Annotated in this window: 14 protein-coding genes; 4 read left to right on the top strand and 10 right to left on the bottom strand. The window is 66.3% G+C overall.

The window, feature by feature from the left end; all coding sequences use genetic code 11:
• Positions 1-20 precede the first annotated feature (20 nt).
• A complete protein-coding gene (locus tag P1K32_RS10295) occupies positions 21-1,475 on the bottom strand; it encodes a RecJ family nuclease (protein ID WP_276249645.1) in 1,455 nt (484 codons plus the stop codon).
• Positions 1,476-1,684: 209 nt separating this feature from the next.
• Complete coding sequence (locus P1K32_RS10290; protein WP_276249644.1) at positions 1,685-2,215, bottom strand: hypothetical protein; 531 nt, start codon at positions 2,213-2,215, stop codon at positions 1,685-1,687.
• 316 nt (positions 2,216-2,531) lie between these two features.
• Between P1K32_RS10290 and P1K32_RS10285 the strand changes: the two genes are divergently transcribed.
• On the top strand, positions 2,532-3,257 hold the full coding sequence (locus P1K32_RS10285) for a PspA/IM30 family protein (RefSeq protein WP_276249643.1): 726 nt from the start codon (positions 2,532-2,534) through the stop codon (positions 3,255-3,257).
• A 19-nt stretch (positions 3,258-3,276) separates the two neighbouring features.
• Here P1K32_RS10285 and P1K32_RS10280 read toward each other — a convergent pair whose 3' ends face one another.
• The 4 genes from P1K32_RS10280 to P1K32_RS10265 all read right to left on the bottom strand — a co-directional run bounded on the left by P1K32_RS10280 (position 3,277) and on the right by P1K32_RS10265 (position 6,614).
• On the bottom strand, positions 3,277-4,011 hold the full coding sequence (locus P1K32_RS10280; protein ID WP_276252184.1) for a uroporphyrinogen-III synthase: 735 nt from the start codon (positions 4,009-4,011) through the stop codon (positions 3,277-3,279).
• Between the two features lie 15 nt (positions 4,012-4,026).
• Positions 4,027-4,812 (bottom strand): uroporphyrinogen-III C-methyltransferase, encoded by a 786-nt coding sequence (gene cobA, locus P1K32_RS10275; RefSeq protein ID WP_276249642.1) that lies wholly within the window; start codon positions 4,810-4,812, stop codon positions 4,027-4,029.
• Positions 4,809-5,948 (bottom strand): hydroxymethylbilane synthase, encoded by a 1,140-nt coding sequence (gene hemC, locus P1K32_RS10270; RefSeq protein WP_276249641.1) that lies wholly within the window; start codon positions 5,946-5,948, stop codon positions 4,809-4,811. The genes cobA and hemC overlap by 4 nt, the downstream gene beginning before the upstream one ends.
• Before the next feature lie 120 nt (positions 5,949-6,068).
• Positions 6,069-6,614: a CDP-2,3-bis-(O-geranylgeranyl)-sn-glycerol synthase gene (locus P1K32_RS10265; protein WP_276249640.1), complete on the bottom strand. Its 546-nt coding sequence runs from the start codon at positions 6,612-6,614 to the stop codon at positions 6,069-6,071.
• 146 nt (positions 6,615-6,760) lie between these two features.
• On the opposite strand from P1K32_RS10265, the gene P1K32_RS10260 reads away from it, so the two are divergent.
• Positions 6,761-7,417, top strand: a complete 657-nt coding sequence (locus P1K32_RS10260; protein WP_276249639.1) for a DUF502 domain-containing protein — start codon at positions 6,761-6,763, stop codon at positions 7,415-7,417.
• On the opposite strand, the gene P1K32_RS10255 is transcribed toward P1K32_RS10260, so the two are convergent.
• Both P1K32_RS10255 and P1K32_RS10250 read right to left on the bottom strand, forming a co-directional pair.
• A complete protein-coding gene (locus P1K32_RS10255; protein WP_276249638.1) occupies positions 7,414-8,346 on the bottom strand; it encodes a branched-chain amino acid transaminase in 933 nt (310 codons plus the stop codon). The two genes, P1K32_RS10260 and P1K32_RS10255, sit on opposite strands and share 4 nt — an antisense overlap.
• A gap of 282 nt (positions 8,347-8,628) precedes the next feature.
• On the bottom strand, positions 8,629-9,993 hold the full coding sequence (locus tag P1K32_RS10250; RefSeq protein ID WP_276249637.1) for a DUF7282 domain-containing protein: 1,365 nt from the start codon (positions 9,991-9,993) through the stop codon (positions 8,629-8,631).
• A 398-nt stretch (positions 9,994-10,391) separates the two neighbouring features.
• Here P1K32_RS10250 and P1K32_RS10245 point away from each other — a divergent pair, with 398 nt between their 5' ends.
• Both P1K32_RS10245 and P1K32_RS10240 read left to right on the top strand, forming a co-directional pair.
• Positions 10,392-11,399, top strand: coding sequence for a hypothetical protein (locus P1K32_RS10245; protein WP_276249636.1), 1,008 nt, complete (start codon positions 10,392-10,394; stop codon positions 11,397-11,399).
• 112 nt (positions 11,400-11,511) lie between these two features.
• Positions 11,512-12,534 (top strand): hypothetical protein, encoded by a 1,023-nt coding sequence (locus P1K32_RS10240; protein WP_276249635.1) that lies wholly within the window; start codon positions 11,512-11,514, stop codon positions 12,532-12,534.
• Between the two features lie 3 nt (positions 12,535-12,537).
• Here the strand turns inward: P1K32_RS10240 and ribB are convergent, their stop codons facing one another.
• Together ribB and P1K32_RS10230 are read right to left on the bottom strand one after the other, a co-directional pair.
• Positions 12,538-13,215 (bottom strand): 3,4-dihydroxy-2-butanone-4-phosphate synthase, encoded by a 678-nt coding sequence (gene ribB, locus P1K32_RS10235; protein ID WP_276249634.1) that lies wholly within the window; start codon positions 13,213-13,215, stop codon positions 12,538-12,540.
• On the bottom strand, positions 13,202-13,900 hold the full coding sequence (locus P1K32_RS10230; RefSeq protein ID WP_276249633.1) for a CTP-dependent riboflavin kinase: 699 nt from the start codon (positions 13,898-13,900) through the stop codon (positions 13,202-13,204). The genes ribB and P1K32_RS10230 overlap by 14 nt, the downstream gene beginning before the upstream one ends.
• Positions 13,901-13,947: the final 47 nt, after the last annotated feature.

The raw sequence follows: 13,947 nt of genomic DNA, 5'->3' as shown, positions 1-13,947 counted from the left end.
TTATTGCCGCCGCGGCGGGCCTACCCGAGCTGGTCGGCCACGATGTCGTCGGCGGCCGCGATGAACGCCTCCTCTTTGCCCGTTGGCACGGTCGCACCGGCGGCGATGTCGTGGCCGCCGCCATCACCGCCGACAGAGCGGGCGGCCTCGCCCATCACCTCCGAGAGGTCGACGCCACGGCCCACCAGCGGGCCGGTCGCGCGGGCCGAGACCTTCGTCTCGCCGTCGGCGTCGGCGAAGGCGATAATGGGTTTGTCGGCGTCGACGCCGTCGGTGCCAAGGGCCATCCCGGCGACGATGCCGACGATGGTCTCACGGATGGCGTCGCCGGCGTCGAAATACTGGACGTGGTCGGCGTGGGTGATACCGCGCTCTTTGACGAGGTCCAGCCCCTGCGAGAGGTTCCGGCGGTGGTTCGCGAGCAGTTTCCGGGCCTGGTCCAGCGGCGCCTGTCGGTCGCCCAGACAGACCGCCAGTCCCACGTCGGCTCGCTCGTAGCGGGCGGTGGCGTTCAGCAGCGTCGAGAACTCGCTTGCGTCTCGGAGCTCAGTCCCGGTTGGTTCGGCTGTCAGCGTGTAGGTCGTCCCCACGAGAGACTCTATCTTGCCGGCTGGCACGCCGCGTTTGACGGCCCGCTGGACCAGCGCGCTGGCGACCGTCTGGCGCTCGTCGTCGGTGAGGTCCGCCCAGGTGCGCCACTCGCCCTGTCGCTTCAGGTCCAGCCCCAGCTCCTCCAGGAAGCGTGTCGCCCCGGCCTGGTCGTTCGAGATGCCCGGAATCGGGACCTCCGTCGCGTACTCGAGCAGTTTCGGGAGCGGGCGGGTCTGCTTGCCGTACAGCGAGAGGTCGGTCCCCTCGGTCAACACGTCGGCCGCGACACCCTCCTCGACGACAGCGCTGTTCGCCCCGACGAGCTCGCCGCCGACGGCTTGCATGTCACCGACCGCGCCGACGACTGCCAGCGCCGCGAGGTCACGGTTGTCGCTGTCGTCGGGTTCTAGCGCCCGGGCCAGCACGTACGCCGCCCCCGCGCCGGACAGCTCCGAGGCGCCGTTGATGCCGACCAGCAGCGGGTTGCAGTGGTAGTCGAAGTCGGCGTAGCCGTCGGTCTCGTAGACTGCGTCGGGGTGGCAGTCCTCGGGGTCTGCGGGCTGGTGGTGGTCGGCGACAATGGCCTCGAAGTCGCCCGCGGCGACGTGCTCGGAGATGACGTCTAACTGGCCGGAGCCAAAGTCCGTAAACAGCACCGTCTCCTCGCCTCTCGCGGCGATACTCGCTATCTCGTCGGCGTCTAGTTGCTTCTTGAACACCGTCTCGACGGGAATCCCCGCCCGCGCCAGGGCCGCCGACGCGATGGCGGCGCTCGTCAGCCCGTCGGCGTCGATGTGGGAGGCCAACAGGACGCGGTCGGCCGCGCGGAGGCGGTCGGCAGACGCTGTCGCGCGGTCGGCCAGCGCAGGGACGGGAACGCTCATGGTGGCGAGGTAGGTTCGCCTCCGGATAAAAAGCTTCAGGAGCGCCGTTTCATTTCGCGGCGGTCGAAGCCGACGCGTCATGTCACTTCGCGGCGGTCGAAGCCGACGCGTCATGTCACTTCGCGGCGGTCGAAGCCGACGCGTCATATCACTTCGCGGCGGTCGAAGCCGACGCGTCATATCACTTCGCGGCGGTCGAAGCCGACGCCTCATGTCACTTCGCGGCGGTCGGTGACGGTGACCGACTGCTCGGCTGTCTCGACCGTTGTACGTATGCTCACCCAGCCGTCTGCCTCACGGATGGCCAGAGCGGCATCCATAGAGAGTTCGACGCGCTGTGTCGTCTGGTAGGTCTCACCGGGGTCGAGTCGAGCCACTCGCTCGGTCGCCTCCCAGCGGACCTCGCCGTCGGTGTCGTTGCCGGCGTAGAGCCGTGTGCGGACAGTCACGTCGCGGGCGACCGTCGACTGCTCGTTGCTCACCGTCGAGGTCACGTTGCGACACAGCAACCCACACTCTGCTACCTCGTGGGTTTCGAACGTGAACGGCTGGCTGGCGGTCGTAGCCGTGTCAGATGGCACCCCGTCACTGGGCGTCGGCACGGCCGGCGATTCGGTTGCAACGCCCGCCCCACCGGACCCGAAGAGCCCGAAGACACCGGTCAGCACCACCCCAGCGGTGACCAGCAGAAGGACGCCCACCGCCGCCAGCAGCGCGACGACTGGCCAGTCGTCGGGCATCAGCTCTCGGGCCCCGTCTCGCAGTCGATTGGTGACCTCGTCCCGTCATCCGGCACCGAAGTCCAGACCGAGCGGAGTCGCTCCATCGATGCGTGACAGTACTACCGGCCCCCATATCAATAAACTGAGATTGATATATAACTGGTAGGTAGCGTTTCTGTGACTGGCCCATACCCTCACACAAGCTTGTATAGACGTCCAAGAGCGGTTCCGTCGGTAGCCCGATATTGCCCGATGGGATTATCCTATTGTCAATTCTATATTACTGTATGAATCACCGCCCCGCGTTCGCCAGTCAGTCCGTCGAGGTGGGTCGATGAGCCTGCTCGGTCGACTCGCCTTCACCATCCGCTCGAAGCTCTCGGCGCTGATAAACCGGGCCTCGGACCCCGCGAGCGAGCTCGACTACTCCTACGAGCAGTTACGCGACGAGTTACAGAACGTCACCCGGGCCGTCGCCGACGTGACGACCCAGAAGAAACGCCTGGAGATACATCGCCGCCGGCTCCGGGAGAACGTCGAGAAGTACGACGGTCAGGCGCGAGCGGCCATGCGCCAGGACCGTGAAGACCTCGCAAAGCGCGCCGTAGAGAAGAAACAGGCCCACGTCTCCCAGATAACCGAGCTCAGCGAGCAGATATCGAATCTGCAGGCGACCCAGGACCAGCTGGTCGGCAAGCGGGCCGAGCTATCGAGCCAGATAGCGCAGTTCCGCACGCGCAAGGAGACGGTCAAGGCCCGGTACGAGGCCGCCGAGGCGTCGGCCCGCGTCTCCGAAGCGTTCACCGGCGTCGGCGAGACAATCGACGACGTCGGCCGGACGATGGAGCGAGCCACCGAGCGTACGGAGCGGATGGAGGCCCGCGCGGCGGCGCTCGAGGAACTGGAGGAGACCGGCCAGCTAGAGAACGTCCTCGAGGAGGGTGACGACATCGACCGGGAGCTGGACCGGCTCTCGACGGACCGCTCCGTCGAGAACGAACTCGACACCCTCCGGGCGGAGCTTGCGAGCGAGGAGCGCACGAGCGAGCCGGCCGATTGAGGCGGCCGACCCGTGTCTGCTACTCGTGATGCGTCGGGGCGGCCGCCTCGACAACTTCACAGGCCAGCGTCTCGAAGTCGGCCCGGTCCGGGACGATATCGACGTGGATGCCGGCTGCTTCGGCTGTTTCCTTCGTGGGATTTCCGATAGTCCCGACTGTCGCGTCTGAGAGACCTTCGAGGGCAGCTTCTCGAATGCCGCGTTCCTCGGCCGCATCGAGGAAGTGCTCGACGGTGAGCGAGGAGGTAAAGAGCGCGGCGTCGAGCTCGCCGTCGGCCGCGAGCTGTGCCGACTCGCCCGACTCGGGTGGCCGGACGAGCCGGTAGAGAACTGTCTCGTGGACGTACGCACCGGCGGCTTCGAGCCCGTCGGTCAGCACCGCGGAGCCGTGGTCAGAACGGGCGACCTCGACGCGAGCGCCGGCCACCTCGGCCGCGAGCCGCTCGACAAGTCCGGTCGAGGAGAACTCCTCGGGCACGACGTCGACGGCGTAACCGGCCTCACGTAGCGCCGCGGCGGTCGAGTCGCCGATGGCACAGACGGTCGCCTCGCCGGGGTCCCAGCCGGCCTCGGCGGCCAGTTCGGCGCCGGTCTTGCTCGTCAGGACGACGTAATCACAGTCCTCTCGCGGGGCCGCCTCTGTCGGTTCGACCGCGAGCATCGGGTCGGGGACCGGGTCGGCACCCAGCGATTCCAGCAGTTCGACGGCGTCCGCCAGTCGCTCGTCGTCGGGCCGGAACGCCGCGACCCGCAGGCGTGGCCTCGCGCATCAGGCCCCCTCCAGGAACTCGACGACCCGCTCGCGCTCGCCCGCGACCTCGCCGATGACCGTGATGGCGGGCGGTTCGATACCCTCGCTGTCGCGGACGTCGACGATGGTGTCGAGGGTGCCCGTCGCGACGCGCTGGTCGGGCCAGGTCGCCCGCTCGATGAGGGCCACGGGCGTGTCGGGGGCCATCCCGTATTTCAGCAGTTCGTCGGTGTAGCCCGGCAGTTTGCCGACGCCCATCAGCACGACGATGGTCCCGCCGGTGTTAGCGAGGGCCTCCCAGTCGACCGCCGACTCGTCCTTAGTGGGGTCCTCGTGGCCCGTGACGAAGGAGACAGAGGAGACGTAGTCGCGGTGGGTGACGGGGATGCCCGCCGCCTCCGGCCCGGCGATGGCGCTCGTGATGCCTGGGACGATCTCGAACGGGATGCCGTTGTTCGCTAGATGGACCATCTCCTCGCCGCCCCGGCCGAAGACGGTCGGGTCACCACCCTTGAGCCGGACGACGACGTTGCCCTGCTGGGCGGTCTCGACGAGTCTGGTGTTCGTGTACTCCTGTGGCGTCCACTCGCCGCCGGCACGCTTGCCCACGTCTTCGCGCTTCTCTTCGGGAATCATCCCCAGGATTTCGGGGCCCGGAAGCTTGTCGTGGAGCACCACGTCGGCCTCCTCCAGCAGCCGCTTTGCCTTCACCGTCAGCAGGTCGGGGTCGCCCGGGCCGGAGCCGACGAGATACACCTTCCCGACCGTCGACTCTCTCTTTCCCTCGTGTGAGTTATCGCTCATTCGTCTTCCTCCCGGGCAGTCGCGGCGTCGTCGTCGGCCCCCTCGCTATCTCGACGGGCGGCCTGGATGAGGTCGTCGGCCCCTCGGTCGGCGAGCTCCGCCGCGAGCTCCCGGGCTGCGTCGATGTGGCGTTCGACGGGGAGGTCACGGCTGACCTGGATGTTTTCGGTACCATCCTGAGAGAGCACCCGGACGACGGTTCTGACGACGCCGCCGGCGAGGCGGGCGTGGATACCAATCGGTGCGACACAGCCACCGCCCAGTTCGGCCAGAATCGTCCGTTCGGCGGTCGTCTCGACGCGCGTCTGGGTGTCGTCGAGTCGGTCGTTGATATCCGCCGCGAGGTCGCCGTCGACGGCCGTCACCGCCAGCGCGCCCTGGCCCGGCGCAGGGACGAACTGCTCGGGGTCGAGCGTCGTGGTCCCGACGTGGTGGGTCAGCCCGGCGCGGTCCAGCCCGGCTTTCGCCAGCACGATAGCGTCGTACTCGGTGTCGGGCTCGCGTTCGAGTGCGCGGCGTTCCAGCTCCGCCAGCCCGTTGAACCACGCCTCGACGTCCTGCTCGTAGGGGTGTTCGTAGTCGCTGTCGGGGTCACCTGCCTCGCCCTTCCGTTCTTCCTCGGCCTCGTGGCGCTCCTGATGTTCTTCCTGGAGCGACGGCGCAAGCAGCTTCTCGATTCGAGTGTCGACGTTCCCCCGAAGAGGCTCGACGACGAGTTCCGGGCGTTCGGCGAGCAGCTGGGCCTTCCGGCGCAGGCTCGACGTGCCGACGACGCTGCCCTCCGGCAGGTCCTCGAGGCCGATACCGTCGGGCGTCACCAGCACGTCCTCGGCGGCGGCGCGTTCGGGCACGCCGGCGACGACCAGTTCGTCGGGTCGTTCGGTCGGCATATCCTTCATCGAGTGGACGGCGGCGTCGAGCTCGCCCGAAAGGACCTTCTCGTCCAGGCTGTGGACGAAGGCGCCGGTCTTGCCCAGCCGGTGGATGAGCTCGTCGGTGAGCTGGTCCCCCGTCGTCTCGACCTCGCTCAGTTCGACCGTGAGCCGTCGGCTCGCGAGCGAGTCCCGAACCGTGGCGGCCTGCCGGAGCGCGAGGTCGGAGCCGCGTGTCGCAAGTCGCAGCGTCGAAGTACTCATACTCCACCTTCACGCGGCCGCTGTGAAAAGCACATCACTTCCTACGGAGTATTGTAGGCGTTTACCGGTGGTCGCCAGTCGGGGCGGCAAGGGACGACGATACTCCGTATTGGACAGGGCTTACCACGGCTCGTCTTTCAGCCCCAGCGCGTAGGCGCCGACGTTCGTCACGACGTGCAGGAGAGGCGTGAGGACGAGCACGACGAGCAACACCGGAGTGGTGAACGTCGCTTCGGTCCACTCGGGCGAAAGCACCCAGACGCAGGCCAGCGCACCGACGACGAAGTCGAGCTGGTCCAGCCCGGGGAAGGCGGCGCCCCGTTCCCGGCCGGTCCGGCGCTTGAGGAACGACGCCGCGATGTCGCCCAGCATCGCCCCGAAGGCCAGTCCGAGCCCGGCGAGGATGGGAAACGTCGGCAGCTGGGTGCCAAGGAGGTCGCTCACCGTCGGCGCAATCTCCGAGAGCAACAGTGCGAGCCCGAGCCCGGCCGCCGTCCCGAGGACGGTTCCCCGCTGGGTCTTTCCGTCGCCCAGGATGCGGCGGTCACCCAGTTTCTGCCCGCCGTCTATCGGTTTCCCGCCGCCCGCCAGCACGGCGACGTTGTTGGGCACGTACGCGGGCAACATTGCCCACATCGCCGTCACGACGACCCCGAGTATGTCCATATGCGCGCGTCTCGTGGCGCTGTCTTAACGGATGTGGCTTCCGTCGGTCAGCGACCGAACTATAACACTCGTTGATACTAGATGTCGCCTCACACGTTCTATAGCAAAAGGAAAGGGCTGATAATCCGTCACGCTCAGGTGGAGATATGGCCTCAGGTTCGTCGTGGAAGCGGGACTTCGCCAGCGGGCTCATCATCCTGTTGCCGATACTCGTCACGACGTACGTTATCGTCTATCTCTACAGCATCCTCGCCGGGGCGTCCGTGTTTCTCCCCTCCGTCGACAGGGACCTCCTGCTCGCGCTGGGGGCCCCCACCAGTGCCGTCACACCGACCGCCGTCGAGTTCGTCCGCGTGTCGGTGGCGATAGTGCTTTTCGTCCTCATCGTCTTCTCCGTGGGCTATCTGATGCGGACGGCCTTCGGCGACTTCGTGGAACAGACCCTCGACGACACGATGAACTACGTTCCGGGGTTGCGCGTGGTGTACAACGCCTCGAAGATGGCGGTCGAGACGGCTGTCGGCGGGACCGACGAACTCCAGGCGCCGGTCAAACTCGAAGTGTGGGACGGGATGCGGATGACGGCGTTCAAGACCGGCAAGACGACCGACGACGGCCGCGACGTGCTCTTCTTGCCGACGGCGCCGAACATCACGACGGGCTACGTCATCGAGGTCGAATCCGACGTGTACGAGGAGACCGACGAGCGTGTCGAAGAAGCGCTGACGCGCATCCTCTCGGCCGGTTTCGGTGACACGAACGATCGCAAACAGACGATTCCGATCCCGAGCGACGAAGACTAGAGGTAGCGGAACCACTCCTCGCGGTCGCCCGACTCGATCAGGTCGAAGAAGGCCGTCTGGATCTCGTCGGTGACGGGGCCCTTGGTGCCGGCGCCGATCTGGTTGTCGTCGACGCTACGGATAGGCGTGACCTCCGCCGCGGTCCCGGTGAAGAACAGCTCGTCGGCGGTGTACAGCTCCCCCCGCGAGATGGTCGCCTCATCGTGGACCACGTAGCCCATATCCTCGGCCAGTTCGATGGCCGTCTGGCGAGTGATACCGTCGAGGATGGACTCGGCCAGGCCGGTGGTGTATATCTCGCCGTCGCGCACGAGGAAGATGTTCTCGCCGGGGCCCTCGGCGACGTTGCCCTCCTTGTTGAGGACGATAGCCTCCGCGTAGCCGTTGGCTTTGGCCTCCTGGGAAGCGAGCACGCTGTTGACGTAGGTGCCCGTGGTCTTTGCGTTGGTCGGAATCTGGCTGGAGGCGTACTTGCGCCAGGAGGAGACGGCCACGTCGACGCCCTCCTCCAGGGCATCGTCACCGAGATAGGCGCCCCAGGGCCACACTGCGAGCGCGACCTGGACCGGCGACTTGCCGGGATTCAGTCCCAGCGGCCCGTAGCCGTAGAAGGCGATGGGACGGATGTAACAGGAGCCGAGCCCCTCCCGACGGATGAGTTCTTCCGTGGCCTCGGTGAGTTCCGATTTCTCGAAGGGGATGTCGATGTCGTACACCTTGCCGGAGTCGTAGAAGCGGTCGAGATGCTCCTCCCACCGGAAGATAGCGGGGCCCTCCTCGGTCTCGTAGCAGCGAACGCCCTCGAAGACGCCGGTACCGTAGTGCAGCGCGTGGGTGAGGACGTGGATCTGTGCGTCCTCGAAGTCGACGAACTCCCCGTCGAGCCAGATTTCGTCGACGCCCTCGAACATCTCCGGGCGACCGCTCATGCTGTCAGCCCCCACGTCGCTGTGCGACTCGCTTCGGTAGCAGCGAACGGCTCGTCGTGTGTCATACCTACCCCATTGAAGTCCTCGGTTAAGAGTGTTGACGGTCCGTCTCGCCCGTTCACAGCCGCGGCGGCTCGGGCGGACAGAGAGAGTCGTCGTCACCAGCCCTTTGAGTCCCGTCGCTATCGTCCGTTAGGCGTGTGTGGAGAGCGCAGCGCTGGCCGTGTCGGTCGGCGGACCGCTGCGAGCGAGAGGCAAAAAATGGCTAGAGTGGGTCGTCAGTTACCCGGAGAGAATGGGGTCATCGCCGTCGTCCGTGGGCGTGTCGTCCTCCACCGGCGTGTCCGTCTCGTTGTCGTCCTCTGCCGGCGAAAGAATTGGATCGTCGCCAGTCGGCGTCTCAGTCTCGTTGTCTTCCGGCGTCTCGGTCTCGTTGGTGTCCTCCGTGTCGTTGCCCACCGTGACGTCTGCGTCGTCGGTCACCGCTTCCCCATCGTCGGTGTAGGGGCCGTCCTCGGTGCCGTTACTGCTGACGAAGTCGTAGGTCTCGTTCCCGCTCGTCTCCTCGTGTGGCATCGCGATGAGCGTCTGGTTCGCGGTCAGCTCCGACTCGTTGAAGTCGGTACCCGGCACGTCGAACAGCTCGACGGTGAGGTTGTCGTAGCTGCCGGCCTCCAGATACTCGGAGACGCCGACGACGCTGCCGACGGCGTCGCCGTCGAGCAGGCTATCGTTGTGGATGGCGACGTAGCCGTCCTCGGGCACCGTCACGTTCTGGACCGTGACACTCGTGCCGTCGGTCTCCTGGTCGTCGAAGGTGACCGACGCGGTCTCGTTTTCGTCAGTCTCGGTCGTGTCGTTACCGTCGGCGGTGTCCGCACCGTCAGCGGGGTCCTCACAGGTGCCGCCGGCGATCTGGAGCGACTCGTTCAGCTCCAGGTCGGTCCGGGTGACGTTGTCGCTCTCGTTCGAGAGGACCTGCCACGAGTCGACGGTCCCGTTGCCGTTCTGGCCGAACAGCTCGGCCTCCTCGTTGAACGCAGGGTCGACAGTGACGTTGGTGTCGTTGTCGATACCCGAGTAGACACCGCCGTCGGTGGCCGCCTCGGACCATATCCAGTCGACAGTCGTCGTCGTGTTGGTGACGGTCCAGTTATCGACGCTCGTGGGGTCGTCGTAGTCGTCGTCACGGACCGTCCAGTTCCCGTCTTCGGGGAGGCCGCTAATCTCGAACGTGGCCGCGCCGCCGGTCGAGTTGTCGTTGGCCTCCTGGCCGTTGACGAAGACGAGGTACGTACTGTTGTCCGTGGTGTCGGTGTACAGGAAGACGACGCTTCCGTTCGGCTCCTGGAGGTCTATCGTTCCCTCGGACCCGTAGGCGTTCCCGGTCGCGTTGGCGTAGGGGTTATCGGAGAACTCCTCCGGGAGCCGGTAGTCGTAGTACTCTATCGCGGACTCGTTGTCCGAGAACGACGAGATTGGCGTACACTCGCCGTCCTGGATGGCGACGTAGGACTGGTTCCCCGCCGCGTCGGCCTGCTGTGCGGCGCCGAGTCCACTCAACGGCACGAGAGCGAGACTCAGGACGACCGCCAGTGTGGCGAGTCGACGATACGATGCTCGGTAGTCGCTGGAATCCTGTTCCATACGGACGACATCCTGTCGCAAATACGGTTTGTTATTGCTGCCGTAGCGACCGGTAAGCCGAGACGGAGGCGTCGAAAGCCGAGGTTATCGGACCCGGGCTGTGCGGCCGGGATACTGCGCAGCCGCCTGGAACCCCCGCGAGCCGTTCCAGGGGAGAGTACGAGTTGATTACAGCCCTCGAAACGGTCCCCTCGACCTCGACGTGCTCCCCCGCCCGCGTCTCGAGGGCGCGTATCCGAAGCACCTGTAATAGCTTTCGGTGAGCGAGACGGGGACACACGGCACGGATATTCGGGCAGAGATATCTGTCAAGTCAACCGACACCGGCTATGATTACATTATTCGATAGTACCAATAAATTGAAGTTAGCTCATGATAAGGAGAGTCTCATGGCAAGCATGCAACGAAGAGAACTGCTCCGTTCTGCTGCTGGACTCGCGGCAGTGACCGCGGTGGGAAGTACGGCTGGCTGTCTGGACTCGGTTCCGTTCGTCGGTAGCCCGTCGGGAGCGCTCGACGCGATTCCCGAGAACGCGGACGCGCTCATGTACGCGAACATCGACGTCATCCGAGAGGACGAGGGCGTCGAGACCCTGACCAATACGTACCTCGAGAGGCGGTCCGAGTCCGACTACTACGAGGGACCGGAGGACTTCGACGAGGTACTCGAAGAGTTCGAAGACGAATCTGATACCAACCCGGAAGACCTCCACGAGATAACCGCCTTCAGCGAGTTTGGTGGGGAGGACTACGAGACGTTCGCGGAGTACGGCGCCGCTATAATCAACGCGGACCTGACTGCGGAGAACATCAAGGACAGCATCGAGAACGCGGACAACATCGACTTCGAAGAGGCGGAGCACTCGGGGTCAGTCGTCTACGAACCAGAAGAGGAGGGCGGCCCGTGGGTCGGAGCGCTCCCGTCGGACGAGATAGTCGTCGGAACAGAGGACGCCGTCCACGACGCCATCGACGTCAAGAACGGCGACGAGGACGCCATCGAGGAAGAACTCAAGGACGCGTACACGAGCACGCGGGACGCGCCCTTCCGGTTCGCCACCAACATGCCGGACCCCGACGACAGCTCCGTCCCGGAGGAAAGCGGGACCGGCGAGGACTCCATCGATTTCAGCCCGATAGAAGACGTCGAGACGGTCTCTGGCTCCGTGTACAGAGACGGCGACACCCGCGGGCTAGAGGTGACGATGAACGCCGAGGACGAAGACGCCGCCGAAGACGTAGAGGAGATGCTAAAAGACGTAAAGGACGAACTCGACTCGATGATCGAGGACGGGGACGCAGAAGAGGTACTCGAAGACATCACCATCGAACGGAACGGTTCGAGCGTGACGAGCTCCCTCGAACGGACGATATCGGAGCTCGAAGAGCTGATCGAGGACGCCTAAGCGATCCGACTGCCCGACGAAGCGCCGGTATCCGAGGCGGCTCGCTCGTTGAGGAAGGGCCTTAACGCCTCAATTCAGGTAATTTGAAGTTTAGCCGTGTGTAGGTGGCGGCGTGAAAGAGATAGCGAGACGAGATGCCCTCCAGGCCGTCGCCGGACTCGCATCGGTGGTGGCCGTCGGTACGGTGGCGGGCCAACTCAGTTCGGCTCCCTCGACGCCCGCTCTCGATACCGTCCCTGCAACCGCGGACGCCGTCATGAACGCGAACGTCGACGCCCTACACCGGGACGACGGGCTGCGGACGCTGGTCACCGCCGCCCTGCAACAGCGCGCGCAGTACGTCTCGGCCGACTCGTCGGCCGAACAGCCCCGGAACGTCGACGCACTGCTGTCCGACGTCGAGGCAGAGTTCGAGACCAGCCCCGAGAGCGTCCACCACGCGACGGTCTTCGGTGACGTCGGCGGCGACGGTGACGACCTGTTCGACGGCTACGCCGGCGTCGTTCTCCAGGCGGAGCTGAGCGCCGAGGACGTCAAATCGGGCATCGAGAACGTCGACGACATCGACTTTTCCGAGCTAGACGAGTCCGGGACGGTCGTCTACAAACCCGAGTCGGACGGGGCCCCCTGGGTCGGCGCCCTCGGGTCGGGCCGCGTCGCCGTCGGGACCGAAGGGGCCGTCTACGACGCGGTCGAGGTCACAAACGGGGAGGCAGCGGCCCTCGGTGGCCCGCTCAGGGACGCGTACACGGACACCCGCGAGGGTCCCGTCCGGTTTGCCAGCCGACTGCCGGAGCCCACCGAGAACGAGGCCGTCCCGGCGGGCGTCGGCGGTGACGACGGGCAGTCGATAGACGTCACCCCGCTGGACGACGTCAGGACGCTCGCCGGCACCGTCTACCGCAACGGCGACGTTCGGGGGCTGGAGACGACGCTTTCCGCGGCCGACACCGCCGCTGCGAGGGACGTGGCGAGCCTCGTCCGAGAGCTGCGCGACCGCGCCGCGTCGGAGCTGCGGGACACCGAGGTCGCCGACGTCGTCGGTGGCCTTTCGGTCGACCGCGACGGGGCGACCGTGACGGCGTCAGTGTCTCGAACCGTCGACGAACTCGAGTCGCTGGTCGACGGCCTGTAGAGATCAGGCCAGCGCGTCGACGATGGCGCGGCCCTCGACGTAGTGGAGCCCCGTCTCGGCCGCGTAGGCCCGCGCGTCGGCGGGCGAGAGCGCGCCGCCGGTCTCGTCGTCGAGCATCTCACAGACCACGACGGCCGGCGGCTGGTCGGCGGCGTCGGCCAGCGCGATCCCCAGCTCGGTGTGACCCTCGCGGTCCGCGAGCAGGTCCGGCGCGGCCCGCAGCAGGTGGACGTGGCCCGGCGAGCGGAAGGCGTCGGCGAATCCATCGGTGTCGGGGTCGGCCGCGAGCGCGGCCAGTTCAGTGATGGTCAGCGAGCGGTCGTCGTCGGTGATGCCGGTGAAGGTGTCCCGATGATTGACCGTCAGCGAAAAGGAGGAGCGCTCGTCGTAGGCGAGTTCGTGGTCGGCACTCGTCGGATGGTCGAGCACCGACTGCATGAACGGGAGGTCGAGCGACTCGGCGACGGCGTCCGAGAGCGCGACACAGACCAGCCCGCCGGCGTCGTTACGCAGTCGCGCGACGGCCTCGGGCGTGACCGAACCGGCCGGGTAGACGATGTCGGTCTCGCCCTCGCGGTCGGCGGCGTCGTGTATCAACACCGGTTCCCCGCGGGCGAACGCGTCGATAGCGGCCTGGGCGGCCGCTGCGGTGTCACCGTCCACGGACTCACTCCGAGACATGGACAGTCACCTCGTCGCCGTCTTCCAGTTCGAGGACGTCTCGGAGCTTCTCCGGCGCGATAAGCTCCACCTTCTCCTCGCCGTGGTGGGTGCGTTCCGGCGCGATGATATGGGCCGGCTCGTACTCGCCGTCGCCGCTCTCGACGGAGACGGGGTAGCAATAGGCCGGGCCGTAGGTGCGCTCGTCGTCTTCCCACCCCTCGATGGTGACGGGTTCGAGCGCGCCCAGACGGGCGCGCTTGCGGACGCTGTCCTCGGTCAGTTCGAGGTTCAGCGTCCCCGCGAACGGTTCGTAGTCCAGGCGCTCGATGAACTGCTCCATGTAGCCCGGGAGGGTGATGTAGTGGCGCCCCTCGCCCATGCCGGAGGTGACCAGTCCCAGCAGGTGGACGCTCGCGTCCGATTCGAAGATGCGCCGGTAGTCGGCGTACTCGGACTGGAGGCGGCGCTCGCCCGCGCTCGTGATGTGGACCTCCTGGCCGTCGCCCAGCATATCCCGGTCCAGCAAGTCGGCGTCGTCGAGTCGCTGGAGTCGACGGGAGGCCGTCTGGTTCGAGGCGTCGAGCCGGCCGGCCAGATCCGCACAGGAGACCTTCGTCGGCTCGTCCATCGCGCCCTCGAGCGCGAGCAGCTTCAGCGTCGCCAGCTCGTCGCGCCCGACGGCCTGTCCCGATGAGTCTGCCATACCCACCGGTACGGACTATATTCGGATAAGCATACCGAAGGTGGAAC

It is taken from the genome of Haloarcula rara, assembly GCF_029338235.1.
Classification (GTDB): Archaea; Halobacteriota; Halobacteria; order Halobacteriales; family Haloarculaceae; genus Haloarcula; species Haloarcula rara.
The sequence above is the reverse complement of the archived record's forward strand: the minus strand, read 5'-3'. Positions and strand labels throughout refer to the sequence as shown.

What these genes read in the sequence shown, in the direction of transcription:
- P1K32_RS10295 (WP_276249645.1), bottom strand. Translation starts at nt 1,475, where the DNA reads ATGAGCGTTCCCGTCCCTGCGCTGGCCGACCGCGCGACAGCGTCTGCC.
- P1K32_RS10255 (WP_276249638.1), bottom strand. Translation starts at nt 8,346, where the DNA reads ATGAGCGGTCGCCCGGAGATGTTCGAGGGCGTCGACGAAATCTGGCTC.
- P1K32_RS10290 (WP_276249644.1), bottom strand. Translation starts at nt 2,215, where the DNA reads ATGCCCGACGACTGGCCAGTCGTCGCGCTGCTGGCGGCGGTGGGCGTC.
- P1K32_RS10260 (WP_276249639.1), top strand. Translation starts at nt 6,761, where the DNA reads ATGGCCTCAGGTTCGTCGTGGAAGCGGGACTTCGCCAGCGGGCTCATC.
- P1K32_RS10245 (WP_276249636.1), top strand. Translation starts at nt 10,392, where the DNA reads ATGCAACGAAGAGAACTGCTCCGTTCTGCTGCTGGACTCGCGGCAGTG.
- cobA (WP_276249642.1), bottom strand. Translation starts at nt 4,812, where the DNA reads ATGAGCGATAACTCACACGAGGGAAAGAGAGAGTCGACGGTCGGGAAG.
- P1K32_RS10285 (WP_276249643.1), top strand. Translation starts at nt 2,532, where the DNA reads ATGAGCCTGCTCGGTCGACTCGCCTTCACCATCCGCTCGAAGCTCTCG.
- ribB (WP_276249634.1), bottom strand. Translation starts at nt 13,215, where the DNA reads ATGTCTCGGAGTGAGTCCGTGGACGGTGACACCGCAGCGGCCGCCCAG.
- P1K32_RS10265 (WP_276249640.1), bottom strand. Translation starts at nt 6,614, where the DNA reads ATGGACATACTCGGGGTCGTCGTGACGGCGATGTGGGCAATGTTGCCC.
- P1K32_RS10230 (WP_276249633.1), bottom strand. Translation starts at nt 13,900, where the DNA reads ATGGCAGACTCATCGGGACAGGCCGTCGGGCGCGACGAGCTGGCGACG.
- hemC (WP_276249641.1), bottom strand. Translation starts at nt 5,948, where the DNA reads ATGAGTACTTCGACGCTGCGACTTGCGACACGCGGCTCCGACCTCGCG.
- P1K32_RS10250 (WP_276249637.1), bottom strand. Translation starts at nt 9,993, where the DNA reads ATGGAACAGGATTCCAGCGACTACCGAGCATCGTATCGTCGACTCGCC.